The sequence below is a fragment of the Streptomyces sp. NPDC050548 genome (assembly GCF_044457385.1).
Classification (GTDB): domain Bacteria; phylum Actinomycetota; class Actinomycetes; order Streptomycetales; family Streptomycetaceae; genus Streptomyces.
Map to the genome: position 1 here is coordinate 304,461 of NZ_JBITGV010000007.1, position 24,691 is coordinate 329,151.

Consider the following 24,691-nt stretch of genomic DNA (forward strand, 5'->3'; position numbering starts at 1 on the left):
TCAGGCTCCTTCCTGGGCCCACTCGACGGGCCCCTGGTACGGGAAGAACAACTCCGCGACCGCCTCCGCCGAGGCCATGCAGGCGTGCTGCAAGTCCTTGAGGAGTGCGGGGAGTTGTTCCTCCAAGGCGGGTGAGTCCAGGTATTCGAGGCGGGTGCGGAGCCGGCCGATGGGGCGGCGCGCGGGGTCCTGGCGCGGGCGGCCGAGCGCGGCGAGGCACTCCTCGGCCGTCGTCAGCGCGTGCAGCGCGGAGCGGGGGAAGTCCCGGTCCAGGAGCAGGAATTCGGCCACGCGCGGGGTGTCGCCGAAGCCGCCGTAGACCCGCGCGTACGCCTCGTCGGCGCCCGAGGCGCTCAGCAGCGTCGGCCAGTCGGGGGCGTGGGCCGCGTCCAACACCCGTACGGACAGCAGTCGTACGGTCATGTCCACCCGTTCAAGACTCCGGCCCAGGACGACGAAGCGCCAGCTGTCGTCGCGGCTCATCGTGGAGTCGGCGAGGCCGAAGAACAACGCGGCGCGTCTGCGCACGAGTTCGAGATAGGCGTAGGGGCCGGTACGGCGGGCCGCGAGGCGTTGGTCGGCCAGCGCGTGCCAGGTGGAGTTGAGGCACTCCCACATCTCCGAGGAGACGGCCTCGCGGGCGCTGCGGGCGTTCAACCGGGCCGCGCCCAGGGCGCCTTCGATGGAGCACGTCGAACGGGCGTCGAAGGCGAGCTGGTCCAACACCTGCTGCATGTCGACGCGTTGGCCGCCCGCGTCGACCCCGAGGATCGCGTACAGCGACCGGCAGGCCACGTCCTCGTCGCGCCAGGGGTCCTCCAGCAGGCGGTGCAGATAGGCGTCGAGGATGCGCCCGGTGGCGTCCGCGCGCTCGACGTAACGGCCCGTCCACGTCAGGGCCTCGGCTATCCGGGAGAGGATCACGTCGTTCACTGCTGCTGCGCCCCTTCCTGTACGACCGTGGGGTTGCCGTCGGGGCCGAGCTGGCGGGGTGCCACCTCGGGGGGTGTGCCGTCCGCGGTGAGCGGCTCGGGCTGTTCGGTGGGGCCCTCGGCGAGCACCCAGGTGTCCTTGGAGCCGCCGCCCTGGCTGGAGTTGACGATCAGGTTGCCCTCCTGGAGGGCGACCCGGGTGAGGCCGCCGGGGAGGACCCAGACGTCGGTGCCGTCGTTGACGGCGAACGGGCGGAGGTCGATGTGGCGGGGTGCCATGCGTTCACCCGCGAGGGTGGGGGAGGTGGACAGGGCGACGGGGCGCTGGGCGATCCAGCCGCGCGGGTCGGCGGCGACGGCTTTGCGAGTGCGTTCGAGGGTCTTCGCGTCGGCCTTGGGTCCGATGACGATGCCCTGGCCGCCCGCGCCGTCCACGGGCTTGACGACCAGTTGGTCGATCTGGTCGAGGACCGCCTCCAACTGGCCGGGCTCGTCGGGGCGGTAGGACTCGACGTTGGGGAGAATCGGTTCCTCGGAGAGGTAGTAGCGGATGAGGTCGGGGACGTAGGTGTAGAGGAGCTTGTCGTCCGCGATGCCGTTGCCCACGGCGTTCGCGAGTGTGACGTTCCCGGCCTGGGCGGCGTTCATGATGCCCGGGCAGCCGATCACCGAGTCGGGGCGGAAGTGCAGCGGGTCGAGGAAGTCGTCGTCGAGGCGCCGGTATACGACATGGACGGGCACCTCGCCGCGGGTGGTGCGCATCCACACCCGGTTGTTGCGGCACGTCAGGTCGTGCCCCACCACCAGCTGCACGCCCATCAGCCGGGCGAGCAGGGCGTGTTCGAAGTAGGCGGCGTTCCCCGGCCCCGGGGTGAGGACCACGACCCGGGGGTCCTGGGTCCCGGCGGGCGCGGCGGCGCGCAGGGCGGCCAGCAGCCGTCCCGCGTACCCGTCCACGGGGACCACGTGCTGCTCGGCGAAGAGGGACGGGAAGATCCGCGTCATGGCTCTGCGGTTCTCGATGACGTACGACACCCCGCTGGGGACCCGCACGTTGTCCTCCAGCACCCGCAGGTCCCCGGCCTCGTCCCGGACCAGGTCGATGCCGGCGACATGGATGCGGACCCCGCCCGGTGGTTCGACGCCCTGCGCGGCCCGGTGGAAATGGGCCGAGTTGAGGAGCAGCCGCCAGGGCACGACCCCGTCCTCGAAGGCGCGGCAGTGGGAGTACGCGTCGGAGAGGTAGGCCTCAAGCGCGCGTACGCGTTGCGCCACGCCCCGCTGGATCAGATCCCACTCCAGCGCGTCGATGATCCTCGGCACCAGGTCCAGTGGCCAGGGCCGTTCCTCGCCCGCGAAGGCGTAGGTCACACCGCGGTCGGTGAAGGCGCGGGCCATCTGGTCCGCGCGGAAGCGCAGTTCACTCGGCTCGATCGGTTGGAGTGCCGCCAGTACCGGCTCGTAGGCGGTTCTGACCTCACCCGGCCGCACAAACATCTCGTCCCACGCATCGGCCAATGCGTATGCGTCAAATATGTCCGCCATGAGGGGACGTTAGAGGCGGTACGTAACACGACGATCTCTGAGTGATTTCCGGCAGCTCACGCGGAAAGTGATACGGCGAAGCGGCCGGCGGCCGAGGCCGGGTACCCCCCAGCTTGTTGCAAGGTGGCACGCGGAGGTGGGGAGATAGTGAGCGATATCGGTGGTTTTCGGGGCTCGTTCGAGCGGGAGCCGTGTTGCGGAGCAGGTCCGGTCCGCGCATAGTTGCGCTGCAAAGAGCCGGGAACCGGGGGTGGGATGGGCAATGACCGGGCACGGGACGGACGCGCATCCACACGGTGCTGACCGACTCTGCGACGCCGGGGACCTCGTGTACTCCCGGGCCGTACGGCGGGGCCGGGTGCCGCGCACGGACGCCGAACCGGTGCCGTGTCTGCTGGAGCTGGCCCTCCTCCACCCCGACCCCGACGACATGGACTGGCTGGTGCCGACCTCCCCGCAGGAGGTCATGACCCGGCTGCTGCGCGGGGTCTACGACGAGGTCAGCGAGAGCCACCGGCGGGTGGGTTCGGCGGTCGACGCCTTCGAGCGGTACGCCGGTCTGGGCCGCCGTATCGAGGCGTCCGCGCTGGCGTCCGGGGCGCTGGAGGGCGCCGCGATCCGCGTCCTGGACGGTCTCGCCCGCATCCAGGCGGCGATGGACGCCGCGACCGAGGCCTGCACCGGCGAGGTCCTCACCGTCCAGCCCGGCGGCATCCGTCGCGAACCGGAACTCACCGAGGGCCTGCACCGTGCCCTGGCCCTGCGCTCGCGCGGGGTGCGGATGCGCGACCTGTACACCCATGTCGCCCGGCACGGCCAAGGCCTGCTGAACTACCTGGAGCTGATGGGCGACGCGGTCGAGGCACGGACGCTCGACGAGGTCGTGGACCGGCTGATCCTGTTCGACCGGACGGTCGCCTTCATCCCCGCCAACGCCGACCACACCATGGCGCTGGAACTGCGCCACCCGGCGCTGATCGACTACTTCGTCACGGTCTTCGACCGGCTGTGGCGCCTCGCCATTCCCGTCGCGGCCCCCCTCCCCGACACCGGCATCGAGGGCATCTCCCACCGCGAACAGTCCATCGCGGCCCTGCTCGCGGAGGGCCACCAGGACGCGGTGATCGCGGAACGGCTCGGCATAAGCGTCCGCACCTGCCGTGCCCACATCGCCCGGCTGTCGGAGACCCTCGGCGCGGCCAGCCGTACCCAGCTCGGCGTCCGTATCGCCCAGGTGGGCCTGGACGGCGCCGCGGCACGGATGCCGGACCTGCCCGCCCAGCTCACTCCGGCGGATCAAGAATCCCCGACTGCCCGATGAGGTAGCCGAGTTGGGCGCGGCTCTCGCTGCCGAGGGTGGCGGCGAGTTTGGCGATGTGGACGCGGGCGGTGCGGATGTTCATGCCGAGGCGGTCGGCGATGACCGCGTCGGTGTGGCCCTCCACGAGGAGTCCGGCGATGGCGCGCTGGCGGGTCGTGATGCCGTTGAACGAGGGCTGCCGGACCGCTTCGGCCTCGGGGTACAAGGGCGTGGCGAGGTGCCAGAGGCGGTCGAAGACCGTGACGCAGAAGGCGACCAGGGAGGGATGGCGGACTTCCAGGGCCATCGTGCGGCCCGTGTTGGCGGGGAGGAAGGCGACCGTCCGGTCGATGACGATGAGGCGGTCCGGGACCTCGTCCAGGGTGCGCGCCTCGACGTTGCCGCGGATCCGTTCGTAGCGCGCGAGCACGGACGGTGCGTGGCGCAGGGTGTGCTGGTAGAGCGTGCGGATGCGGCCGCCGCGGTCGAGCATGGCCTGGTCGCGTGCCAGCGCCTCGACATGGGCCTCCGGGGCCGTATGGCTGCTGTGGGAGACGTGCGGCTGGATGGCGAGGAGCTCGCCCGAACTCGCGGCCAGCGCCTGGGCGATGGCGGAGCCGATCCGGTCCACGCCGCTCAACACACTGAGCGTGGGGACCTGCTCCGGGCCCGCGCGGCGGCCGTCGATCCGCAACAGAGGCTCGAAGGTCTCCGCGAGCCGCTGTTCGCGCCGGCGCTCCTCGGCGACGCGCTCCTCCATGGCGCTCAGCATCCGGTGGAAGGCGACCTCGGGGGTGACCGGTTCCAGGCGCCGTGGATCCGTGACGGAGTGGGTCAGCAGCCCGAAGTCGAGGAGACAGGGCGCCCGTTCGGCCTCGGAGCCGCTCACCTGCCCTTCGCGCAGGGCCTGTTCGTACACCTCGATGCCCGCCGCGCACAGGTCTTCCACGCCGTGCTCGGGGTGCGGCAGTGTGTTCACTCCGCCGCTCCTTCCTGCTTGAGGATTCCGGATTCCGCGATGAGGTAGCCGAGTTGGGCGCGGCTCTCGCTGTCGAGGGTGGCGGCGAGTTTGGCGATGTGGACGCGGGCGGTGCGTATGTTCATGCCGAGGCGGTCGGCGATGACGGCGTCGGTGTGGCCCTCCACGAGAAGGCCGGCGATGGCGCGCTGGCGGACCGTGATGCCGTTGAGGGAGGGCTGCCGGACCGCTTCGGGGTACATGGGGGTGGCGAGGTGCCAGAGGCGGTCGAAGACCGTGACGAAGTGGGTGAGCAGTGCCGGGTGGCGGACTTCGAGGGCCTTCGTGCGGTCCGCGTTCGCGGGAATGAAGGCGACCGTGCGGTCGATGACGATGAGGCGGTCGGTGACCTCGTCGAGGGTGCGGGCCTCGGCGTCTCCGCTCAACTGCTCGTAGCGGGCGAGGACGGCGGGCAGATGGCGCAGCGCGTGCGGGTACAGGGTGCGGATGCGCCCGCCGCGGTCGAGGAGGGCCTGATCCTGTTTCAGGGCGTCGAGGCTGAGTTCGAGGGACTCGGGGTTCCGTCTGCGCGGCTGGATCGCCAGCACCTCCCGGGACGCTTCGGCCATGACGGCGGCGATGGTCCCCTCGATCTGGTCGAAGGTGCTCAGGACGTTGATCGTCTCGGTACCGGCGGTTGCCGGCCGGTGGCCGTCGATGAGCATGAGCGGTTCGAAGGCCTCGGCCAGTCGCTCCTCGCGGCGCCGTTCGTCCGCGATGCGCGCCCCCGAGGTGCGCAGCAGCCGGTGGAGCGCCACGGCGGGGGCGACCGGCTCCAGCCGGTCCGGGTCCTCGACGGCCGGTTGGAGCAGGCCGTGGTCGAGCAGGCACGGCGCGGTGTCGGCGTCCGGGCGGTTCACCCACCCTTCGCGCAGGGCGCGTTCGTACAGCTGCGTTCCGGCGGGGCACAGGACTTCCACACCGTGCTCCGCGTGGGGCAGGGATGTCACTCCGCCGTTCCCTCCTGTCTGAGAATCCCCGACTGCCCGATGAGGTAGCCGAGTTGGGCGCGGCTCTCGCTGCCGAGGGTGGCGGCGAGTTTGGCGATGTGGACGCGGGCGGTGCGGATGTTCATGCCGAGGCGGTGGGCGATGACCGCGTCGGTGTGGCCCTCGATGAGCAGACTGGCGATGGCGTGCTGGCGTGGGGTGATGCCGTTGAGGGAGGGCTGTTGGACCGCTTCGGGGTACATGGGGGTGGCGAGGTGCCAGAGGCGGTCGAAGACCGTGACGAAATGGGTGAGCAGCGCCGGGTGGCGGACTTCGAGGGCCGTCGTGCGGTCCGCGTTCGCCGGGATGAACGCCACCTGCCGGTCGATGACGATGAGGCGGTCGGTGACCTCGTCGAGGGTCCGGGCCTCCGCGTCGCCGTTCAACTGCTCGTAGCGGGACGTGGCGTACGGGTTGTAGCGATGGGTGTGCTGGTAGAGGGCGCGGATACGGCCGCCGCGGTCCAGCAGGGCCTGGTCGCGGGCGACGGCGATGGCCTCGGCTTCGTCGGTCAGCCGTCTGTCACGGTTGCTGCTGGGCTGGATGGTGAGCAGTTCGTCCGTGGCGTCCGCCAGGGCCTCGGTGATCGCCGTGTTGATGCGGTCCTTGTCGTCGAGGACCGTGAGGGCCGGGGCGTCCGTGGTCGCCGTACCGGAGCCGTCGAGCCGCATCAGCGGGCCGAGGACGGTCTCCAGGCGCTCTTCCCTGCGCCGTTCGTCCGCGATGCGCTCCGCGGACATCCGCAGCAGCCGGTGGAGCGCCACGGCGGGGGCGACCGGCTCCAGCCGGTCCGGGTCCTCGACGGCCGGTTGGAGCAGGCCGTGGTCGAGCAGGCACGGCGCGGTGTCGGCGTCCGGGCGGTTCACCTGCCCTTGGCGCAGGGCGCGTTCGTACAGCTGCGTTCCGGCGGGACAGAGGTTTTCCACACCGTGTTCCGGATGGCGCGCGGATGTCACTCTGCCGCCCCCTCCTGCCTGAGGATTCCGGATTCCGCGATGAGGTAGCCGAGTTGGGCGCGGCTCTCGCTGCCGAGGGTGGCGGCGAGCTTGGCGATGTGGACGCGGGCGGTGCGGATGTTCATGCCGAGGCGGTGGGCGATGACCGCGTCGGTGTGGCCCTCGATGAGCAGTCCTGCGATGGCGTGCTGGCGTGGGGTGATGCCGTTCAGGGAGGGCTGTTGGACCGCCTCGGGGTACATGGGGGTGGCGAGGTGCCAGAGGCGGTCGAAGGTGTTCACGAAGTAGTTGATCAGCGTGGGGTGACGGACTTCGAGGGCGAGGGTGAGGTCCGTGTTGGCGGGGATGAACGCGACCTGCCGGTCGACGACCAGGAGGCGGTCGGTGACCTCGTCCAGGGTGCGGGCCTCCGCGTCGCCGCGCAGGTGCTCGTAGCGGGACAGGGCGACGGGGCTGTAGCGCTGGGTGTGCTGGTAGAGGGTGCGGATGCGGCCGCCGCGGTCCAGCAGGGCCTGGTCGCGGACGAGGGCGAGGGCCCGGGCCTCGGGAGTCGGCCGGGTGTCACGGTTGGTGCTGGGCTGGATGGCGAGCAGTTCGTCCGTGGCGTCCGCCATGGCCTCGCTGATCGCCGTGTTGATGCGGTCCCTGCCGCGGAGGACCGTGAGGGTCGGCGCGTCCGTGGTCGCCGTACCGGAGCCGTCGAGCCGCACCAGCGGGCCGAAGACGGTCTCCAGGCGCTCCTCGCGGCGCCGCTCGTCCGCGATGCGCTCCGCGGACATCCGATGCAGCCGGTGGAGTACGAAGCCGGGAGCGACGGGCCGTAGCCAGCCCAGGTCCTCGATCTCGGGTTGCAGCAGCCCGAGACCGACCAGACACGGCGCCTCGTCGGTGTCGTCGACCCGCACCCGCCCGGCCTGCAGGGCGCGGACGTACAGGCTCAGACCTGCCGCGCACAGGTCGTCCGCTCCGTGCGTGTGCGCATCGGTCACAGTGGGCCGTCTCCTCCCGGCGTGGGGTGGTCCTGGTTCAGGATCCCCGACTGTGCTATCAGGAAGCCGAGCTGCGCGCGGCTGCCGCTGCCCAGGGCCGTGGCGAGCTTGGCGATGTGGGCCCGGCAGGTCCGCACGTTCATGCCGAGGCGGCGCGCGATGGCCTCGTCGACGTGGCCCTCGATGAGGAGCTTGGCGATGGAGTGCTGGATGTCCGTGATGCCGTCGGGGGCGGTTTCGTACGGGGTTCCGGCCTGGAGGGGGACCGCGCGGACCCACATGAACTCGAAGACCTTGATCAGATAGCGGACCAGGCCGGGGTGGCGCAGTTCGAGAGCGACCTGGCGATCCTCGCGTATGGGGATGAAGGCGACGGTCTCGTCGCAGATGATGAGCCGCTCGACGAGTTCGTCGATGGTACGGACCTCGACCTTGCCGCTGGAGATCTGGTCCACGTAGGCGAGGGTCTCCGGGCTGTGCCTGGCGGTGTGCTGGTAGAGCGTCCGCAGCCGGACCCCGCGTTCGAGCAGCGGCCTGTCTCGTTCCAGTCCCTTCAGGAGGTTGCTCTCCAGGCGCCGGCCCCCGGGTTGCACGCTGAGCACCTCGGTCTGGCTCTCGGATGTCGCGATGTTGAGTGCGGCGTTGATCCGGTCCCGGCCCTCCAGCACCGTGATGGCGTGGGTGGACGTGGGGCTCTGGGCGGTGGCGGCCATGAAGGGTTCGAAGGCGTCGGCGAGCTGGATGGAGAACCGCCTGCGTTCCGTGATCTCCCGTTCCACGGGATGCAGCCGCTGTGCCAGGGCGACCGACGGTGCCACGGGGCACAGCCAATTGGGGTCGTCGGGGTCCGGGTACAGCAGGGCGAACTCCATCAGGCAGGGAGCGGCCTCCACGTCCGCTCTCGCGATGCGACCAGCGCGAAGTGCGTTGGCGTAGAGCCGACTACCGTCGTCGCAAAGGTCTGTTACAGCATGGGGATGCCCCGATTGCGTCCCTTTTGTCACGAATTCTCCACCCCCCAGGGTCCTGAACATGCAGGAACATGATGCATCGATTGTGTGGCCATGACGTGCCTGAATGAGCCATCGTCTTATCCGACGGGGGTATAGAGGGGACCATCAAGTGAGGACGAAGCCGACTATGCGTAAGAGAATCCTTCGTTCGGTGCTTGCCGCTGCTCTGTCCGCCGTCGTCGTTCTTGGGGTCGCGAGCGGCCTGGCAGGCAAGTCGAGTCACGTTCAAGCGGACAGTACTTCGAGCTCGGTGTCTGTCGGCCTGGATCACACCGATGACACTTCCTGGAATTGATCCCGATGTCGACTCCTCCGGACGACCGCAGCTTCCGCCGGGAAATGGCCACGGCCTACCGCTCCGGCTGGCACTTCATCGACCTGGCCACCGCCATCCCCCACAGCGGTGACTCGCTCATGGTGACCGTGTTCGGCGAGCCGGTCGTGGTGACGCGGGACGAGGACGAGGATGTCCGGGCGTACCGATGTCTGCGACGGCCCCGGGGGGCGCCGCAGCCGGTGCGATGTGCCATCCGGTACGGAATGATCTTTGTGAATCTTGACCAGAGAGACCATCGGCTGGTGGAAACGGATGCCCCCGACGTCCGGACCATCTCAGCCACCCCCCGCAGTGCCTGACGCGATTCCCCCGTCGTAACAGATCGCTCAGGTGCTTCCCCCCGCAGCGGCGTCACCGTGACCTGAACACGGTGACGCCGCTGCAGTTTGGGCGAAATGTCAGAGTATGGGCCCAGTCGCAGTGGCCTGAAGTGATCGCTTCAGCCTCGCCCCAGCGCCCGCGTCAACTCGATCTCGATCACCACCCGTGACGGGTTCGGCGACGGCGTCCGCCCGTAGCGCCCGGCGTACCGGCGCTCCGCCTCCGCGACCCGCTCGGGCTCCGCGCGGACGAAGGCCCGGCCCTCCAGCGTCGCCCAGCGCCGCCCGTCCACCTGGCACACGGCGACCCGCGCCCCGGGCGGTCCGGCGGCCAGCACGTTCGCCACCTTCCTGCTCGACTTGTCCGCGATCACCCGAGCCAGCCGCGCCCGCGGGTCGTATGTCACTCCGACAGGGACGACATGCGGGCTGCCGTCGGGGCGCGGGGTCGTGAGGGTGCACAGATGCCGTTCCTGCCAGAAGGTGAGGTATGACGGGTCGGGATCGCCCGGGTCGACCGGATGTGAGGCCATGGTTCCGGAACTTAGTCCCCCGATCCGCCCCGTCACTGCCTTGAGTGGAATAGACTCAACTTTGTGCACGTTGACCGAGTCAGTCCGTGCACGAAGGCCGTAGGAGGAGGAGTACCGGAACGTGGACGCCGAGCTGACCAACAGGAGCCGGGAAGCGATCAACGCGGCCAGCAGCCGCGCCGTCACCGCGGGGCACGCCGATCTGACCCCGGCGCACCTGCTTCTCTCGCTGCTCGCGGGGGAGGACAACGAGAACATCACCGACCTGCTGGCCGCCGTCGACGCCGACCAGGCCGCCGTACGGTCCGGGGCCGAGCGCGTGCTCGCCTCGCTGCCCAGCGTGACCGGGTCGACCGTCGCACCCCCGCAGCCCAGCCGCGAACTGCTCGCGGTGCTCGCGGACGCCGACGAGCGCGCGAAGGAACTCGGCGACGAGTACCTCTCGACCGAGCACCTGCTGATCGGCATCGCCGCGAAGGGCGGCGCCGCCGGGGACGTACTCTCCCAGCAGGGGGCCAGTGCGAAGAAGCTGCTGGACGCGTTCCAGAAGAGCAGGGGAGGGCGCCGGGTGACCACACCCGACCCCGAGGGGCAGTACAAGGCGCTGGAGAAGTTCGGCACGGACTTCACGGCCGCCGCGCGCGAGGGCAAGCTCGACCCCGTCATCGGGCGGGACCAGGAGATCCGGCGGGTCGTCCAGGTGCTGTCCCGCCGCACCAAGAACAACCCCGTCCTCATCGGCGAGCCCGGCGTCGGCAAGACCGCCGTCGTCGAGGGGCTGGCCCAGCGGATCGTCAAGGGGGACGTGCCGGAGTCGCTGAAGAACAAGCGGCTGGTCTCCCTGGACCTCGGTGCGATGGTCGCGGGCGCGAAGTACCGCGGCGAGTTCGAGGAGCGGCTCAAGACCGTCCTGGCCGAGATCAAGGACTCCGACGGCCAGATCATCACCTTCATCGACGAACTGCACACCGTCGTGGGCGCGGGCGCCGGCGGAGACTCCGCCATGGACGCCGGCAACATGCTGAAGCCGATGCTCGCCCGCGGCGAACTCCGCATGGTCGGCGCGACCACCCTCGACGAGTACCGCGAGCGCATCGAGAAGGACCCGGCGCTGGAGCGCCGCTTCCAGCAGGTGCTGGTCGCCGAGCCGTCCGTCGAGGACACCATCGCGATCCTGCGCGGTCTGAAGGGCCGCTACGAGGCCCACCACAAGGTCGTCATCGCGGACAGCGCGCTGGTCGCCGCCGCGACCCTCTCCGACCGCTACATCACCTCCCGCTTCCTCCCCGACAAGGCGATCGACCTCGTCGACGAGGCGGCGTCCAGACTGCGGATGGAAATTGATTCCTCCCCGGTCGAGATCGACGAACTCCAGCGCTCCGTCGACCGGTTGAAGATGGAGGAGCTGGCACTCGACAAGGAGACGGACGCCGCCTCCATCGAACGCCTGGAGAAGCTGCGCCGCGACCTCGCCGACCGCGAGGAGGAACTCCGCGGCCTCAACGCCCGCTGGGAGAAGGAGAAGCAGTCCCTCAACCGGGTCGGCGAGCTGAAGGAGAAGCTCGACGAACTCCGCGGCCAGGCCGAACGCGCCCAGCGCGACGGCGACTTCGACACCGCCTCCAAACTGCTCTACGGCGAGATCCCCACCCTGGAGCGGGACTTGGAGGAGGCCTCGCAGGCGGAGGAGGAAGCCTCCAAGGACACCATGGTCAAGGAGGAGGTCGGCCCCGACGACATCGCGGACGTGGTGGGTTCCTGGACCGGCATCCCCGCAGGCCGTCTCCTGGAGGGCGAGACGCAGAAACTCCTGCGCATGGAGGAGGAGTTGGGCCGCCGGCTCATCGGCCAGCAGGAGGCCGTACAGGCGGTCTCCGACGCCGTACGACGCACCCGCGCGGGTATCGCGGACCCCGACCGCCCGACCGGCTCGTTCCTCTTCCTCGGCCCGACGGGCGTAGGCAAGACGGAGCTGGCGAAGGCGTTGGCGGACTTCCTCTTCGACGACGAACGCGCCATGGTCCGCATCGACATGTCGGAGTACGGCGAGAAGCACAGCGTGGCCCGGCTGGTCGGCGCGCCTCCCGGCTACGTCGGCTACGAGGAGGGCGGCCAGCTCACGGAGGCGGTGCGCAGGCGCCCGTACTCGGTGATCCTGCTGGACGAGGTCGAGAAGGCGCACCCGGAGGTCTTCGACGTCCTGCTCCAGGTGCTGGACGACGGCCGGTTGACGGACGGTCAGGGCCGTACGGTCGACTTCCGCAACACGATCCTGATCCTCACCTCGAACCTGGGCAGCAACTTCCTGATCGACCCGCTCACGGGCGAGGACGAGAAGAAGGCACAGGTCCTCCAGGTGGTCCGGGCCTCCTTCAAGCCGGAGTTCCTCAACCGCCTGGACGACCTGGTGGTCTTCTCCGCCCTCGACCGGGAGGAGCTGGGCCGGATCGCCGCGCTCCAGATCGGCCGCCTGGCCAAGCGCCTCGCGGAACGCCGCCTCACCCTGGAGATCACCGACGAGGCCCTGACCTGGCTCGCGGACAACGGCAACGACCCGGCCTACGGCGCCCGACCGCTGCGGCGGCTGGTGCAGACCGCGATCGGCGACCGCCTCGCCAAGGAGATCCTGGCGGGCGAGATCAAGGACGGCGACACGGTCCGGGTGGACGCGTTCGGCGACGGGCTGATCGTGGGGCCGGCGACCGGGAAGACGCTGTGACGTCCGGCGCTCAGTAGGAACTCGCGTCGAAGGTGACGAGGGCGGTGTCCCCAGCGGACCCGCCCTCGTAGTGCACGCTCACCGTCACGGCGTAGGCGCCGGGCGTGTGCGCGTGCGTTTCGCGGAGGGCGTGGACGCACTTGTCGTCGTCCCCGTCGCAGGGGAAGTCCGTGGCGTCCGGGAACGACGCCGTCAGCCAGCCGCGCACCGCCGTGCGAGGCATGCGGAAACTGCCGTCGTACGCCTGGCCTCCCCAGGTGTACGAGGTGCAGTCCTCGTCCCGGGTGCCCTCCGGCAGCGCGGCGCCGGAGAAGTCCATGGCCTCGGCGCAGCCGGCGCTGGTGACGGTGCCGGGAGGGTCGTCACTGGAGGCGGCGTAGAACATCGTGCGTCCGAACCACCAGGCCGCCCCCACGACGAAAACCAGGCACGCCCACCACATTCCCCGGAGCAGCCACCGCGTCGTAGTCCGCATGTGCATGACCGTATCCGGTCAGCCCGTGGCGGACAGACCCGGCAGGGGTTGCCACGCCCCTCCCCGGATGGGGGAGGATGGCGGAATCCGTACGAAGGGAAATACACGGTGAGCATCGACCCGTCCTCGATTCCGAACTTCGGGGGCCAGCCCGAGCCGCAGCAAGGACCGGCGGGCCCCGTCGTCCCGGATCAGGACCTCGTGAAGCAGCTCCTCGAACAGATGGAGCTGAAGTATGTCGTCGACGACGAAGGTGACCTCGCGGCGCCGTGGGAGCAGTTCCGTACGTACTTCATGTTCCGCGGTGAGGACGACCAGCTCGTCTTCTCGGTCCGGACGTTCTACGACCGTCCCCACGAGATCGACTCCAAGCCGCAGCTGCTGGAGTCCATCGACGACTGGAACCGCCGCACCCTGTGGCCCAAGGTCTACAGCCACACGCACGACGACGGCACCGTCCGTCTGATCGGCGAGGCGCAGATGCTGATCGGCACCGGCGTCGACCTGAACCACTTCGTCTCCTCGACGGTCAGCTGGGTGCGCGCCGCCATCGAGTTCGACCGCTGGCTCGTCGAGCAGCTCGGTCTGACCGAGGAGGTCGACGAGGCGGTCGAGAAGCCTGAGGACGAGGGCGACGAGGAGTAACCCTCGGTCCCGTAGCACCCGTAGCACCCGTAGTACTTCTGTGAACGAGAGCCCGGCCCGGTACGCGACCACCACCGTCGTGTGCGGGGACCGGGCTCTCGTCGTTTCCGGAGTTGACGTCCAGGAGGTGTTCGGGTTCGCTGCCCGGATGCCTGGCCTTCGCATTCAACAGCCGGACGACGACGCCACGTTGAAAGACTGGCAGCACGTCCACAAGGTGATCATCCCTACCCGCACCCTCTCCTTGGACGACGTGCGGGAACGCGCCCGGCGCCACCACTTGGAGATCGCCTATCGCGACGACTGCGGTTCGCACTACGGCACGGCTTCGTCGAGACCGAGCGGTATCCACTGCCCGGGGAGACCATCCCCTGGATAGACCTCCGGCTCTCCTGAGAGGCTGCCGGAGGCGAACGCGAGGATGTCGCGGACCGCCGCGCGCAGGCTGCCGTAGTGGCGGTGCACGCCGTCCACCGCCACGGGGGCGTTCACACCCCACACCGTCATCCCGGCGTCCAGCCCGGCCCGCACCCCGGACGGCGCGTCCTCGATGACGAGACAGTCCTCCGGCGCGGCGCCGAGTCGTGCCGCGGCCCGCAGATACGGCACCGGTGACGGCTTGCCCTCCTCGACGGCGGCGGCGTCCACCAGTACCTCCGGCACCGGCAGCCCGGTCCGTGCGAAGCGCCCGCGCACCCGGTGCTCGTAGTTGGAGGTCACCAGGGCCCAGGCCCCGGGGCGCAGGGCGCTCAGCAGTTCCGAAGCGCCGTCGTAGGCCGAATAGACGCCGGAGCGGACGTCGTCGTCCTCCAGTTCGTGCAGAGCGGCCAGGCACTCCTGGGGATCCCGGTCCGGGGCGACCCGGGCGAAGGTCTCCATCGGCCTTGTCCGCAAGGCCACTTGGTGGACCTCGTCGGGATCCAGACCGTACCGCTGTGCCCAAGTCCGCCACACCAGGCGCTGGTTGGCCACGGCGTCGATCAACGTGCCGTCGACGTCGAACAGGACGTACTTCACCGTACCGGTCCCCTCCACTGCTCAGCCCGCCGGCGACTTCAGCCGCCCCACGGCCTCCTCCAGCACGGCCGTCTGCTTGCAGAACGCGAACCGCACGAACGGTGCCCCCGCTTCCCGGTGGTCGTAGAAGACCGCGTTCGGGATGGCGACGACCCCGGCGCGCTCGGGCAGCGCGCGGCAGAAGGCGAAGCCGTCGGTCTCGCCGAGGGGGCGGATGTCGGTGGTGATGAAGTACGTGCCGGCCGGGCGGAAGACCTCGAAGCCGGCCTCCGTCAGGCCCGTCGCCAGGACGTCCCGCTTGGCGAGCATGTCCGCGCGGAAGGCGTCGAAGTATGTGTCGGGGAGGGACAGGGCTTCCGCGACCGCGTACTGGAAGGGGCCCGACGCCACGTAGGTGAGGAACTGCTTCGCCGAGCGTACGGCCGTGACCAGGTCCGGGGTTCCCGTCACCCAGCCCACCTTCCAGCCGGTGAAGGAGAAGGTCTTGCCGGCCGAGCCGATCGACACCGTGCGCCCCCGCATCCCGGGGAACGTCGCGAGCGGAATGTGCTCGGCCGCGTCGAACACCAGGTGCTCGTAGACCTCGTCCGTGATCACCAACAGGTCGCGTTCCACGGCGAGTTCGGCGATGGCGGTGAGTTCCTCGCGGGTGAGGACGGTGCCGGTGGGGTTGTGCGGGGTGTTGATCAGGAGGAGGCGGGTGCGGTCGGTGACGGCGGCGCGCAGTTCGTCGAGGTCGAGGCGGAACGAACCTTCGTGCGGGCGGAGCGTGACCGGTACGCGCGTGCCGCCCGCCATCGCGATGCAGGCGGCGTAGGAGTCGTAGTACGGCTCGAAGGCGATGACCTCGTCGCCCGGTTCCACCAGGGCCAGCAGCGCCGCGGCGATCGCCTCCGTCGCGCCCGCCGTGACCAGGACCTCGGCGTCGGGGTCGTAGGAGAGGCCGTAGCGGCGTTCCTGGTGGGCGGTGATCGCGGTGCGCAGTTCGGGGACGCCGGGGCCCGGCGGGTACTGGTTGCCGCGTCCGTCGCGCAGCGCGCGGACCGCCGCCTCGCGGATCTCCTCGGGGCCGTCCGTGTCGGGGAAACCCTGGCCGAGGTTGATCGACCCGGTCTTCAGGGCGAGGGCGGACATCTCGGCGAAGATCGTCGTTCCGAACTCGGCGAGCCGGCGGTTGAGGAGGGGGCGTGCGCTGGAGGTCATGCCCGTCATCCTGCGCCCAAGCTCTGGACTTCCTCAACTCTGCTTTGGCTGGTGAGACCGCCGGGCATCCCTGCTTCACGCACCACACGAGGCGCCCACGGGGGGCCGCTTCGGGGGAATCGGAAGGAGGGTGACGCCATGTTCTTCTTCGTCATCCTGGCGGTGATCGCGGTCGTCTTCGTAGCGGCGGTCGTGCGCGCGGGCCGCAGGAGCAGGATCGGCAAGGGGTCGGGTCGCCGGGCCGGGGTCCGCGGCGGGGGAACCGCGGCCGGTACGAGCAGCTGGTGGGCCGGGGACAGCGGTTCGTCCTCCGGGGGGCACCACGGTGGCGGCCACCACTCCTGCGGTGGCGGGCACTCCTCCTGCGGAGGCGGCTCGTCGTGCGGCGGAGGGTCGTCCTGCGGGGGCGGAGGCGGCTGCGGAGGGGGCAGCTGACCAGTACGACGGGGGGTGGAGCGCCCGCCGGGAGACCGCTCCCGGCGGGCGCTCCGGCGCGCGCCCGACACGCCTGGGCGTACGCCTTGGTTGAACAGTTGAGCTGTGGAGCCCCCTGAGGGATGGAAACCCCACGAAGTTGGGTAAAAAGACTGTGGCGGCGCCACCGTTCATGATTCCCTCTACCTCACCGACGCAGCCCCTCGGGCGCTTGCAGACACCTTCTCCTGACTGGGCCGACCGGGCCGATGTCCCGGTGTCGGCCGGGGTGTGCCAGACCCCCACACCTCCCTCCTGCCTTTTCTTTGCGTGCTAGCGGAGCCGATCCATGCTCACGACCCTTCAGACCTCCTACACCGACACGCGCGCGGCCGACCTCGCCTGGACCCTGGGGCGTGAGCCGCTTCCCGCGCTGGCCACACTCGACCTGGAACTCGCCGGTGCGCGGCTCCAGTTGAGACTGCTCGGCGCGTCCCACCAGGTACTCCTGGACGAGGAGCGGGGCAGCTGTTCGGAGACGGTCGCGTGCATCCCGGGTTCCAGCACACCGCTGCCGCTCGGGGTCGCCAAGCGGGTCGGCGACTGGGAGTACGAGTTCGCGGCCCGGGTCGAGGTGCTGTCCCCGGGGCAGTTCGCGGGCCGCGCCCAGGAACTGCTGGCCCTGGTCGCCGACCATCCCAACGGTCTGGCGGGCGTCTTCCCCGGCAGCCCGCACGCCTTCACCGCGCTGCTCGCGCAGCGCTACGAGGGCCAGGTGCACTGGCGCACCTGGCACGCCTATCCGCAGGACGGCCAGCTGGTCGCGACGCGGACGAGGGTGGGCGTGCGGGTGCCGGTGGCCCATCCGGTGCCGTCTCCTGTCTGAGGATCCGGTGCCGTCTCCTGTCTGAGGATCCGGGGCCGCGGGGATACGACACCGGTCCCGGCCGTCGTAAACACATTCCACACGTGTGGGTGACGAAGCGTGCCCGTCCCGTGACGTAACGTCGCAGCGTGATCGAACCGCACGCGCCGGCCCGGCCGGGTACCCAGCCGCCGTGGGCAGGCCCCGCGCGGCTGCCCGTACGGCCGGGCACGGGCCGGTTCCTGGTGCTCGCGGGGGTCTTCGTCTGCGCGGCCTGCGGACTCGTGTACGAACTCGAACTCGTCGCCCTCGCCTCGTACTTGATCGGCGACTCGGTCACCCAGGCGTCCGTCGTCCTCTCCGTGATGGTCTTCGCGATGGGCATCGGCTCGCTCGCCGCGAAACGCCTGCGCTGGCACGCGGCGGCCGGTTTCGGCGCGGTCGAGGCGGCCCTCGCGCTGATCGGCGGCTGCAGTGCGATGGCGTTGTACGCGGTCTTCGCCTGGACCGGGAACTGGGGCGGCCCCTGGGCACAGGGTCCGCGCTGTCTCCTGGTCGCCTTCTCCCTCGCGATCGGCCTGCTGATCGGCGCCGAGGTGCCGTTGCTGATGGAGCTGATCCAGCGCATCCGCCGCCAGGACGCGGGCGGCGCGGTGGCCGACCTCTTCGCGGCGGACTACGTGGGCGCACTGGTCGGCGGCCTGGCGTTCCCCTTCCTGCTCCTCCCGTTCCTGGGCCAGTTGACCGGCACCCTGCTCACCGGCACGGTCAACGTGGTCGCCGGCGGCTGTCTCGTCCTCGGCCTGTTCCGCCGCGACCTCACCCGCCGGGGCCGCTGGCTCCTGGTGATCGCCAATCTCACGGTCCTCGGCCTGCTCGCCTCCGCCGCCGTACTCGTCGACGACTTCGAACGGGCCGCACGGCACGCCGTCTACGGCAAGGACGTCCGCGTCGCCCTCCAGACCGACGTCCAGGAGGTCGTCCTCACCGGCGGCGACCACGGCCGCCCCCTCGACCTCTTCCTCGACGGCCGCCTCAGGGTCAGTGGCCGCGACGAGCACCGCTACCACCAGGCCCTCGTGGCTCCCGCGATGAACGGCCCCCACGCACGGGTCCTCATCCTCGGCGGCGGCGACGGCCTCGCGGCTCGCGACGTCCTCCGCCACCGGGGCGTGCTCCGCGTCGACATCGTCGAACTCGACGCGGCGGTCGTCCAGTTGGCCCGCCACGACGCCGCCCTGGCCGCGCTCAACGACCACGTCTACGGCGACCGCCGCGTCCACGTCACCACCGGCGACGCCTTCGACCTGCTGCGCCGGGTCCACCCCGGGACGTACGACGTGGTCATCGCCGACCTCCCCGACCCCGGCATCACCGCCAGCACCAAGCTCTACTCCCAGGAGTTCTACGGCCTCGCCCGCCGCGCCCTCACCGAGCGGGGCCGCCTGGTCGTGCACGCGGGACCGGTCTCCTCCCGGCGCCGCGTCTTCTGGACGGTGGTCTCCACCGTCCGCGCGGCCGGTCTCCACCCCGTCCCGTACCGCGTCGGCGGCCGGGTCTCCGGCTTCGCGGCGGGCCCCGACCGCACGGCCGGAACGTCCCGCTCCCCACGCGACTGGGGGTTCGTGCTGGCGGCGCGGGGGGTGGTGCCGGCGGAGCCGGGGTTGAGGAGCGACGTACGGGCGGCGGAGCGGACCCGGGTGCCGGGCCTGCCGGCATCGACGCTGGTGCATCCGCGGTACTGATCCGACGCCGGTGATTTTTCAGCCGGTCCGGCGTTTGAGGACGAGGCCGTCCAGGCCGAAGCGGGGGTGTGGGGGCGGCAGCCCCCGCGACGCCCGCACCAACACACCACCACTTCCGACCAACGGCACGTGCACCCCCGGTCAACCTGGGTAGGCTCCGCAAGCATGGAGCATGAGGTGCACGTTCCGGTTCCCCCCGAGCGGCTGCGATCCGCGCTCGCCGACCCCGCCCGGGTCGCCCGCGCCGTCCCCGGCCTCCAGCAGGACGCCGGCACCGAACCCGTCGCGGGCCGCCTGAAGGTGCGCGTCGGCGGCCACTCCATCACCTACCGCGGTTCCCTCCGCGTCACCGCCCGGGACGACGGTACGTACGCCGTCGAGGGCGACGCGACCGAGGCCCGCGGCACCGGCTCCGTCAAACTCGCCCTCACCCTGCGCGTCCGCGCGTCCGACGGCGGCTCGACGATCACCTTCGACGGTACGGCGACCGTGGACGGCCGGGTCACCGAACTGGCCCCGGACGCGGTGAGCGCGGCGACGACCAGGCTGCTGGAGCGGTTCGCGGCGAACCTGGGCGAGGAGCCGGAGCGGGCCGACGACACCGACGCCGTGGACGACGTAGGCGCAGACGTAGACGTAGACGACGTAGAAGTTGACGACGCGGACGACGTGGCGGCGGACGACGTGGATCTCGACGCCCCGGAGACGGACATGGCGGGCGCCATCGAGGAACTCCACGTCACCGAGACCTTCGCCGAGACCCCTCAGCCGCCCGCCGAGGCCGCGCACGCGCGCCGCACGATGATCGGCCGCAGCGCGGAGGAGGTCGACCACGCGCCGCCGCGCGGGCGTTACGCGCCCGTCCCCGCGCCGCAGACCGTCTCGGCGAACGCCACGCTCCGCTGGGCGGCCCCCGCCGCCGCGCTGGTCCTGGCCTCGGCGATCGTGGTGAACAGGGTGCTGCGCAAACGCCGTTGAGCGGCCCAGTAGGGTCGTGCCGTGAGTAACGAAGAGATCACGCTGACCGCGGGCGACGCGGAAGTGACGGTGCAGCCTGGCAACGGCGGCCGTATCGGAGGACTTCGCGTCGGCGGCACCGAACTGCTGCGCCAGGGCGAGCGGTTCGGGTGCTTCCCGATGGTCCCCTGGTGCGGGCGGATCCGCGACGGCCGCTTCGTGGACGGCGGGACCGTCCACCAGATGCCCCTCAACTCCCCGCCGCACGCCATCCACGGCACCGTCCGCGACGGCGCCTGGCGCACCGCCCGCCGGACGGCCGACGAGACGGTCATCACGTACGACCTGGTCGAGCCGTGGCCCTTCCCGGGCCGCGTCACCCAGGCCGTCGCGCTGACCGCGGACACCCTGACGCTCACCATGGCGATCGAGGCGCACGGCGACTCGTTCCCGGCGCAGATCGGCTGGCACCCGTGGTTCAACCGCAGCCTCGGCGGCGAGGACGTGCTCGTCGACTTCAGCCCCGCCTGGCAGGAGGAGCGCGGCGACGACCACCTCCCCACCGGCAACCGCATCGACGTGAAGCCCAGCCCCTGGGACGACTGCTTCGGCATGCCGGACGGCGTCGACGTCACGCTCACCTGGCCGGGACAGCTGGCGCTGAAGGTGACGAGCCCCGAGCAGTGGGTCGTCGTCTACGACGAGCAGGAGGCCGCCGTCTGCGTGGAACCGCAGACCGGACCGCCCAACGGCCTCAACACCCTGCCCCGCCTGGTCACCCTGATCGAGCCGCTGGAAGCCACGATGACCTGGGCCTGGACGCGCTTCTAGGCCGGTGGACATCGCCTCTAAGCTGGGCGGCATGACGGACGTACGCGGCGCGCTGCTGCAGCAGATCAAGGACAAGGCCGTGGTGCACGGCAAGGTGACCCTGTCGTCGGGACTGGAGGCCGACTACTACGTCGACCTCCGGCGCGTCACCCTCGACGGGGAGGCCGCCCCGCTCGTCGGTCAGGTGCTGCTGGACCTGACCGCCGACCTCGACTTCGACGCGGTCGGCGGCCTGACCATGGGCGCCGACCCGGTCGCCACCTCGATGCTGCACGCCGCCGCCGCGCGCGGACAGAGGCTGGACGCCTTCGTCGTGCGCAAGGCCGCGAAGGCGCACGGCATGCAGCGCCAGGTGGAGGGCCCGGAGATCGCGGGCCGCCGGGTCCTGGTCGTCGAGGACACCTCCACCACCGGCGGTTCCCCGCTCACCGCCGTCGAGGCCGTGCGCGCGGCCGGTGCCGAGGTCGTCGGCGTCGCCACCATCGTGGACCGGGCGACCGGCGCCGCCGAGAAGATCGAGGCGGGCGCGGGAGTGCCGTACCTCTTCGCCTTTTCCAAGGACGAGCTGGGCCTGGACTGACCGGACGCTCCTAGCATCCGGCCACGTCTGGAAAGATGGGCACGACGACGACGTCGAACCCCAAGGTCTAGGTCAGGGCCGTAGTACGCAGATCGCGAAGATCGCCAACCCGCAGATACCAAGGAGCGGACCATGCCCATCGCAACCCCCGAGGTCTACAACGAGATGCTCGACCGGGCGAAGGCAGGCAAGTTCGCCTACCCGGCCATCAACGTGACCTCGACCCAGACCCTGCACGCTGCGCTGCGCGGCTTCGCGGAGGCCGAGAGCGACGGCATCGTCCAGATCTCCACGGGTGGCGCCGAGTTCCTGGGCGGCCAGTACGCCAAGGAGATGGTCACGGGTTCCGTGGCGCTCGCCGAGTTCGCGCACATCGTCGCCCAGAAGTACCCGGTCACGGTCGCGCTGCACACCGACCACTGCCCCAAGGACAAGCTCGACGGCTACGTCCGTCCGCTGCTCGCGGTCTCCGAGGAGCGCGTGAAGGCCGGCGGCAACCCGCTGTTCCAGTCCCACATGTGGGACGGTTCGGCGGAGACCCTCGCCGACAACCTCGCCATCGCGCAGGAGCTGCTGGCCCGCGCCGCCGCCGCGAAGATCATCCTTGAGGTGGAGATCACCCCGACCGGCGGCGAGGAGGACGGCGTCTCGCACGAGATCAACGACTCCCTCTACACCACCGTCGACGACGCGATCCGTACGGTCGAGGCGCTCGGCCTCGGCGAGAAGGGCCGCTACCTGCTGGCCGCGTCCTTCGGCAACGTGCACGGCGTGTACAAGCCGGGCAATGTCGTCCTGCGCCCCGAGCTGCTCAAGGAGCTGAGCGACGGCGTGGCCGCGAAGTACGGCAAGGCGTCCCCGTTCGACTTCGTCTTCCACGGCGGCTCCGGCTCCACCGAGCAGGAGATCGCCACCGCGCTGGAGAACGGCGTGGTGAAGATGAACCTCGACACCGACACCCAGTACGCGTTCACGCGCCCGGTCGCGGACCACATGTTCCGCAACTACGACGGCGTCCTGAAGGTCGACGGCGAGGTCGGCTCCAAGAAGACCTACGACCCGCGCACCTGGGGCAAGCTGGCCGAGGCGTCGATGGCCGCGCGCGTCACCGAGGCCTGCGCGAACCTGCGCTCGACGGGCACGAAGATCAAGTAACCGGTACGGTCTGCCGCGACCCCGGTGCTACGGCACCGGGGTCGCTGTATACCTGGGGGCATGTCCTCCGATGTGCGCATCGCCTCGCCCCAGGGCAAGTGGATCCTGCTGACCACCGTCCTCGGCTCCAGCATGGCCATGGTGGACTCCACCGTCGTCAACGTCGCCCTGCCCCGCATCGGCCGCGACCTGAACGCCGACCTGGCCGCCCTCCAGTGGACGGTCAACGCGTACATGCTCACGCTGGCCGGTCTGATCCTCCTCGGCGGCTCGCTCGGCGACCGCTACGGCCGCCGCAAGATCTTCGTCCTCGGCGTGGTCTGGTTCGCGGCGGCCTCCCTGCTCTGCGGCCTGGCCCCCAACGCCGGGGTCCTGATCGCCGCCCGCGCGCTCCAGGGCATCGGCGGCGCGCTCCTCACCCCCGGCTCCCTCGCCCTCATCCAGGCCTCCTTCCACCCCGACGACCGGGCCAGGGCGGTCGGCCTGTGGTCCGGCTTCGGCGGTATCGGCGCGGCGATCGGCCCGTTCCTGGGCGGCTGGCTGGTGGACGGCCCCGGCTGGCGCTGGGTGTTCCTGATCAACGTCCCGATGGCGCTGGTCTGTGCCCCCATCGCCGTACGCCATGTCCCCGAGTCGGCGGACGGCCGCGCGCACGGCCGCTTCGACGTACTGGGCGCGGCACTCGGCGCGATCGCGCTGGCGTTGGTGACGTACGCGCTGATCGAGGCGGGCGACGGCTCACTGCCGGTCGTGATCGTCACGGCCGTCGCGGGCGTGGCCGCCGGGGTCGCCTTCGTCCACGTCGAGAAACGCAGCCCCGATCCGATGATGCCGCCGGGCATCTTCGCGTCCCGCCAGTTCACGGCGGTCAACCTGGTCACGCTCTGCGTGTACGCGGCCTTCAGCGGCTTCTTCTTCCTGACGGCGCTCCAACTCCAGGTGGTGGCAGGCTATTCGGCGCTGGAGGCCGGCACGGCCCTGCTCCCCACCACCGCCCTGATGCTCCTCTTCTCGGCCCGCTCCGGCGAACTGGCCCAGCGCATCGGCCCCCGCATCCCGCTCACCGTCGGGCCGTTGCTGTGCGCGGCGGCGATGCTGCTGATGATGCGGGTCGGCCCCGACGCCTCCTACCTCACCGACGTCGTACCCGCCCTCCTGGTGATGGGCAGCGGCATGGTCATCCTGGTCGCTCCGCTGACGGCCACGGTCCTCGCCTCCGTCGACACCGCCCGCGCCGGCCTGGCCAGCGGCATCAACAACGCGGCGGCCCGCGCGGCCGGCCTCATCGCGATCGCCGCGCTGCCGCTGCTCGCCGGGATGGGCTCGGAGGCGTACCGCTCGGCGACCGCCTTCGACCACGCCTTCGACCGGGCGATGTGGTGGTGTGCCGGTGCGCTGGTGGCGGGTTCGATCCTGGCCTACGCGACGGTACGGCGCCCACCCCCGGACTGCCGCCACCCCGAGTGCCTCACCCACGGCTCGATCACGGCCCCGCCGCTGGAGCCACGGGTGGGGAAGGGGCGGCTCGACGCGGGGTAGCGGGGGGATGCCAGGCAATCCCCGCCCCTGGGGGAGACTGGAACCCATGACGATTCACGAGAACCTCCTCGGGGGACCGCCCCCGACCCACCTCCCCGAAGACCCCGGGCCGCGCGACCTTCTCGCGAGCGGGGCGACGCCCGCCGATGTCGCCGCGAAGTATCCGACCTCCTCGCTCGCCTGGGCCCTGCTGGCCGACGACGCGTTCGAGCGGGGCAGCGTCGTGGAGTCGTACGCCTATGCCCGTACGGGCTACCACCGCGGGCTCGACTCGCTGCGGCGCAACGGCTGGAAGGGGCACGGTCCGGTGCCCTGGGAGCACGAGCCGAACCGTGGCTTCCTGCGCGCCCTGCACGCCCTCGCGCGGGCCGCGCAGGCGATCGGGGAGCAGGAGGAGTACGCGCGGTGCAGCCAGTTCCTGAAGGATTCCTCGCCGACGGCGGCCCAGACGCTGGGCTAGTGCCGTAGTCCGGGTGCGGTGATGCGGGTCCGCCTGGTGTGACCAGGCGGACCTTGCGGTCTTGCGGGACGATTGTGCAGGATGCCCGGTGGGGACCGGGGCCCCCGTGTCGGAATTCGGCAGGGGCGGACCGCTACCCGGAGTACGCATCAGG

Annotated in this window: 24 protein-coding genes and 1 pseudogene; 14 read left to right on the forward strand and 11 right to left on the reverse strand. The window is 70.7% G+C overall.

Features of this window, described 5'->3' with window-relative positions; translation table 11 throughout:
* Together ACIBJH_RS21780 and ACIBJH_RS21785 are read right to left on the reverse strand one after the other, a co-directional pair.
* On the reverse strand, nt 1-933 hold the full coding sequence (locus ACIBJH_RS21780) for an alpha-E domain-containing protein (protein ID WP_399118485.1): 933 nt from the start codon (nt 931-933) through the stop codon (nt 1-3).
* Nucleotides 930-2,477 (reverse strand): circularly permuted type 2 ATP-grasp protein, encoded by a 1,548-nt coding sequence (locus ACIBJH_RS21785; protein ID WP_399118486.1) that lies wholly within the window; start codon nt 2,475-2,477, stop codon nt 930-932. The genes ACIBJH_RS21780 and ACIBJH_RS21785 overlap by 4 nt, the downstream gene beginning before the upstream one ends.
* 262 nt (nt 2,478-2,739) lie before the next feature.
* Here ACIBJH_RS21785 and ACIBJH_RS21790 point away from each other — a divergent pair, with 262 nt between their 5' ends.
* The gene (locus tag ACIBJH_RS21790; protein WP_399118488.1) at nt 2,740-3,798 is read left to right on the forward strand and encodes a LuxR C-terminal-related transcriptional regulator; all 1,059 of its coding nucleotides are present in this window, start codon (nt 2,740-2,742) and stop codon (nt 3,796-3,798) included.
* Here ACIBJH_RS21790 and ACIBJH_RS21795 read toward each other — a convergent pair.
* The 5 genes from ACIBJH_RS21795 to ACIBJH_RS21815 are packed head-to-tail and all read right to left on the reverse strand — an operon-like array spanning nt 3,761 to nt 8,763.
* Nucleotides 3,761-4,756, reverse strand: coding sequence for a helix-turn-helix transcriptional regulator (locus tag ACIBJH_RS21795; RefSeq protein ID WP_399118489.1), 996 nt, complete (start codon nt 4,754-4,756; stop codon nt 3,761-3,763). The two genes, ACIBJH_RS21790 and ACIBJH_RS21795, sit on opposite strands and share 38 nt — an antisense overlap.
* Complete coding sequence (locus ACIBJH_RS21800) at nt 4,753-5,745, reverse strand: helix-turn-helix transcriptional regulator (RefSeq protein ID WP_399118490.1); 993 nt, start codon at nt 5,743-5,745, stop codon at nt 4,753-4,755. The genes ACIBJH_RS21795 and ACIBJH_RS21800 overlap by 4 nt, the downstream gene beginning before the upstream one ends.
* The gene (locus ACIBJH_RS21805) at nt 5,742-6,740 is read right to left on the reverse strand and encodes a helix-turn-helix transcriptional regulator (RefSeq protein ID WP_399118491.1); all 999 of its coding nucleotides are present in this window, start codon (nt 6,738-6,740) and stop codon (nt 5,742-5,744) included. The genes ACIBJH_RS21800 and ACIBJH_RS21805 overlap by 4 nt, the downstream gene beginning before the upstream one ends.
* Nucleotides 6,737-7,729: a helix-turn-helix transcriptional regulator gene (locus tag ACIBJH_RS21810; protein ID WP_399118492.1), complete on the reverse strand. Its 993-nt coding sequence runs from the start codon at nt 7,727-7,729 to the stop codon at nt 6,737-6,739. The genes ACIBJH_RS21805 and ACIBJH_RS21810 overlap by 4 nt, the downstream gene beginning before the upstream one ends.
* The gene (locus ACIBJH_RS21815) at nt 7,726-8,763 is read right to left on the reverse strand and encodes a helix-turn-helix transcriptional regulator (protein ID WP_399118493.1); all 1,038 of its coding nucleotides are present in this window, start codon (nt 8,761-8,763) and stop codon (nt 7,726-7,728) included. The genes ACIBJH_RS21810 and ACIBJH_RS21815 overlap by 4 nt, the downstream gene beginning before the upstream one ends.
* Nucleotides 8,764-9,042: 279 nt before the next feature.
* Here ACIBJH_RS21815 and ACIBJH_RS21820 point away from each other — a divergent pair, with 279 nt between their 5' ends.
* Nucleotides 9,043-9,378 (forward strand): hypothetical protein, encoded by a 336-nt coding sequence (locus ACIBJH_RS21820; RefSeq protein ID WP_399118494.1) that lies wholly within the window; start codon nt 9,043-9,045, stop codon nt 9,376-9,378.
* Nucleotides 9,379-9,518: 140 nt separating this feature from the next.
* Here the strand turns inward: ACIBJH_RS21820 and ACIBJH_RS21825 are convergent, their stop codons facing one another.
* On the reverse strand, nt 9,519-9,932 hold the full coding sequence (locus ACIBJH_RS21825) for a pyridoxamine 5'-phosphate oxidase family protein (protein WP_399118495.1): 414 nt from the start codon (nt 9,930-9,932) through the stop codon (nt 9,519-9,521).
* Between the two features lie 121 nt (nt 9,933-10,053).
* Here ACIBJH_RS21825 and clpB point away from each other — a divergent pair, with 121 nt between their 5' ends.
* The gene (clpB, locus tag ACIBJH_RS21830) at nt 10,054-12,651 is read left to right on the forward strand and encodes an ATP-dependent chaperone ClpB (protein WP_399118496.1); all 2,598 of its coding nucleotides are present in this window, start codon (nt 10,054-10,056) and stop codon (nt 12,649-12,651) included.
* Between the two features lie 10 nt (nt 12,652-12,661).
* Here clpB and ACIBJH_RS21835 read toward each other — a convergent pair whose 3' ends face one another.
* Entirely contained in the window at nt 12,662-13,126 is a 465-nt protein-coding gene (locus tag ACIBJH_RS21835; protein WP_399118497.1) for a hypothetical protein, read from the reverse strand.
* Between the two features lie 108 nt (nt 13,127-13,234).
* On the opposite strand from ACIBJH_RS21835, the gene ACIBJH_RS21840 reads away from it, so the two are divergent.
* Both ACIBJH_RS21840 and ACIBJH_RS21845 read left to right on the forward strand, forming a co-directional pair.
* Complete coding sequence (locus ACIBJH_RS21840) at nt 13,235-13,771, forward strand: YbjN domain-containing protein (protein WP_200711395.1); 537 nt, start codon at nt 13,235-13,237, stop codon at nt 13,769-13,771.
* A gap of 148 nt (nt 13,772-13,919) precedes the next feature.
* Nucleotides 13,920-14,167 (forward strand): annotated as a pseudogene (locus ACIBJH_RS21845) (hypothetical protein).
* Here ACIBJH_RS21845 and ACIBJH_RS21850 read toward each other — a convergent pair.
* Complete coding sequence (locus ACIBJH_RS21850) at nt 14,087-14,788, reverse strand: HAD-IA family hydrolase (protein WP_399118498.1); 702 nt, start codon at nt 14,786-14,788, stop codon at nt 14,087-14,089. The pseudogene ACIBJH_RS21845 and the gene ACIBJH_RS21850 overlap by 81 nt on opposite strands.
* Nucleotides 14,789-14,809: 21 nt before the next feature.
* Nucleotides 14,810-16,000, reverse strand: coding sequence for a pyridoxal phosphate-dependent aminotransferase (locus ACIBJH_RS21855; protein WP_399118499.1), 1,191 nt, complete (start codon nt 15,998-16,000; stop codon nt 14,810-14,812).
* A gap of 129 nt (nt 16,001-16,129) precedes the next feature.
* On the opposite strand from ACIBJH_RS21855, the gene ACIBJH_RS21860 reads away from it, so the two are divergent.
* The 9 genes from ACIBJH_RS21860 (at nt 16,130) to ACIBJH_RS21900 (ending at nt 24,537) form a co-directional block, all read left to right on the forward strand.
* Nucleotides 16,130-16,426: a hypothetical protein gene (locus tag ACIBJH_RS21860; RefSeq protein WP_399118500.1), complete on the forward strand. Its 297-nt coding sequence runs from the start codon at nt 16,130-16,132 to the stop codon at nt 16,424-16,426.
* Between the two features lie 328 nt (nt 16,427-16,754).
* Complete coding sequence (locus ACIBJH_RS21865; protein ID WP_399118501.1) at nt 16,755-17,291, forward strand: DUF2617 family protein; 537 nt, start codon at nt 16,755-16,757, stop codon at nt 17,289-17,291.
* Between the two features lie 128 nt (nt 17,292-17,419).
* Nucleotides 17,420-19,015 (forward strand): polyamine aminopropyltransferase, encoded by a 1,596-nt coding sequence (locus ACIBJH_RS21870; RefSeq protein WP_399118502.1) that lies wholly within the window; start codon nt 17,420-17,422, stop codon nt 19,013-19,015.
* 165 nt (nt 19,016-19,180) lie between these two features.
* A complete protein-coding gene (locus tag ACIBJH_RS21875; RefSeq protein ID WP_399118503.1) occupies nt 19,181-19,993 on the forward strand; it encodes an SRPBCC family protein in 813 nt (270 codons plus the stop codon).
* A 21-nt stretch (nt 19,994-20,014) separates the two neighbouring features.
* Nucleotides 20,015-20,803, forward strand: a complete 789-nt coding sequence (locus tag ACIBJH_RS21880; RefSeq protein WP_399118505.1) for an aldose 1-epimerase — start codon at nt 20,015-20,017, stop codon at nt 20,801-20,803.
* A 31-nt stretch (nt 20,804-20,834) separates the two neighbouring features.
* Nucleotides 20,835-21,383: an orotate phosphoribosyltransferase gene (pyrE, locus tag ACIBJH_RS21885; RefSeq protein ID WP_399118506.1), complete on the forward strand. Its 549-nt coding sequence runs from the start codon at nt 20,835-20,837 to the stop codon at nt 21,381-21,383.
* 132 nt (nt 21,384-21,515) lie between these two features.
* A complete protein-coding gene (gene fbaA, locus ACIBJH_RS21890; RefSeq protein ID WP_399118507.1) occupies nt 21,516-22,538 on the forward strand; it encodes a class II fructose-bisphosphate aldolase in 1,023 nt (340 codons plus the stop codon).
* 60 nt (nt 22,539-22,598) lie between these two features.
* On the forward strand, nt 22,599-24,077 hold the full coding sequence (locus ACIBJH_RS21895; protein ID WP_399118508.1) for an MFS transporter: 1,479 nt from the start codon (nt 22,599-22,601) through the stop codon (nt 24,075-24,077).
* A gap of 46 nt (nt 24,078-24,123) precedes the next feature.
* Nucleotides 24,124-24,537 (forward strand): DUF3151 domain-containing protein, encoded by a 414-nt coding sequence (locus ACIBJH_RS21900; protein WP_033284811.1) that lies wholly within the window; start codon nt 24,124-24,126, stop codon nt 24,535-24,537.
* Nucleotides 24,538-24,691: the final 154 nt, after the last annotated feature.

Coding starts and splice junctions, on each gene's coding strand:
- ACIBJH_RS21785 (WP_399118486.1), bottom strand. CDS start 2,477: ATGGCGGACATATTTGACGCATACGCATTGGCCGATGCGTGGGACGAG.
- ACIBJH_RS21790 (WP_399118488.1), top strand. CDS start 2,740: ATGACCGGGCACGGGACGGACGCGCATCCACACGGTGCTGACCGACTC.
- ACIBJH_RS21815 (WP_399118493.1), bottom strand. CDS start 8,763: ATGTTCAGGACCCTGGGGGGTGGAGAATTCGTGACAAAAGGGACGCAA.
- ACIBJH_RS21820 (WP_399118494.1), top strand. CDS start 9,043: ATGTCGACTCCTCCGGACGACCGCAGCTTCCGCCGGGAAATGGCCACG.
- ACIBJH_RS21825 (WP_399118495.1), bottom strand. CDS start 9,932: ATGGCCTCACATCCGGTCGACCCGGGCGATCCCGACCCGTCATACCTC.
- ACIBJH_RS21835 (WP_399118497.1), bottom strand. CDS start 13,126: ATGCGGACTACGACGCGGTGGCTGCTCCGGGGAATGTGGTGGGCGTGC.
- ACIBJH_RS21855 (WP_399118499.1), bottom strand. CDS start 16,000: ATGACGGGCATGACCTCCAGCGCACGCCCCCTCCTCAACCGCCGGCTC.
- ACIBJH_RS21860 (WP_399118500.1), top strand. CDS start 16,130: ATGTTCTTCTTCGTCATCCTGGCGGTGATCGCGGTCGTCTTCGTAGCG.
- ACIBJH_RS21865 (WP_399118501.1), top strand. CDS start 16,755: ATGCTCACGACCCTTCAGACCTCCTACACCGACACGCGCGCGGCCGAC.
- ACIBJH_RS21875 (WP_399118503.1), top strand. CDS start 19,181: ATGGAGCATGAGGTGCACGTTCCGGTTCCCCCCGAGCGGCTGCGATCC.
- pyrE (WP_399118506.1), top strand. CDS start 20,835: ATGACGGACGTACGCGGCGCGCTGCTGCAGCAGATCAAGGACAAGGCC.
- fbaA (WP_399118507.1), top strand. CDS start 21,516: ATGCCCATCGCAACCCCCGAGGTCTACAACGAGATGCTCGACCGGGCG.
- ACIBJH_RS21895 (WP_399118508.1), top strand. CDS start 22,599: ATGTCCTCCGATGTGCGCATCGCCTCGCCCCAGGGCAAGTGGATCCTG.
- ACIBJH_RS21900 (WP_033284811.1), top strand. CDS start 24,124: ATGACGATTCACGAGAACCTCCTCGGGGGACCGCCCCCGACCCACCTC.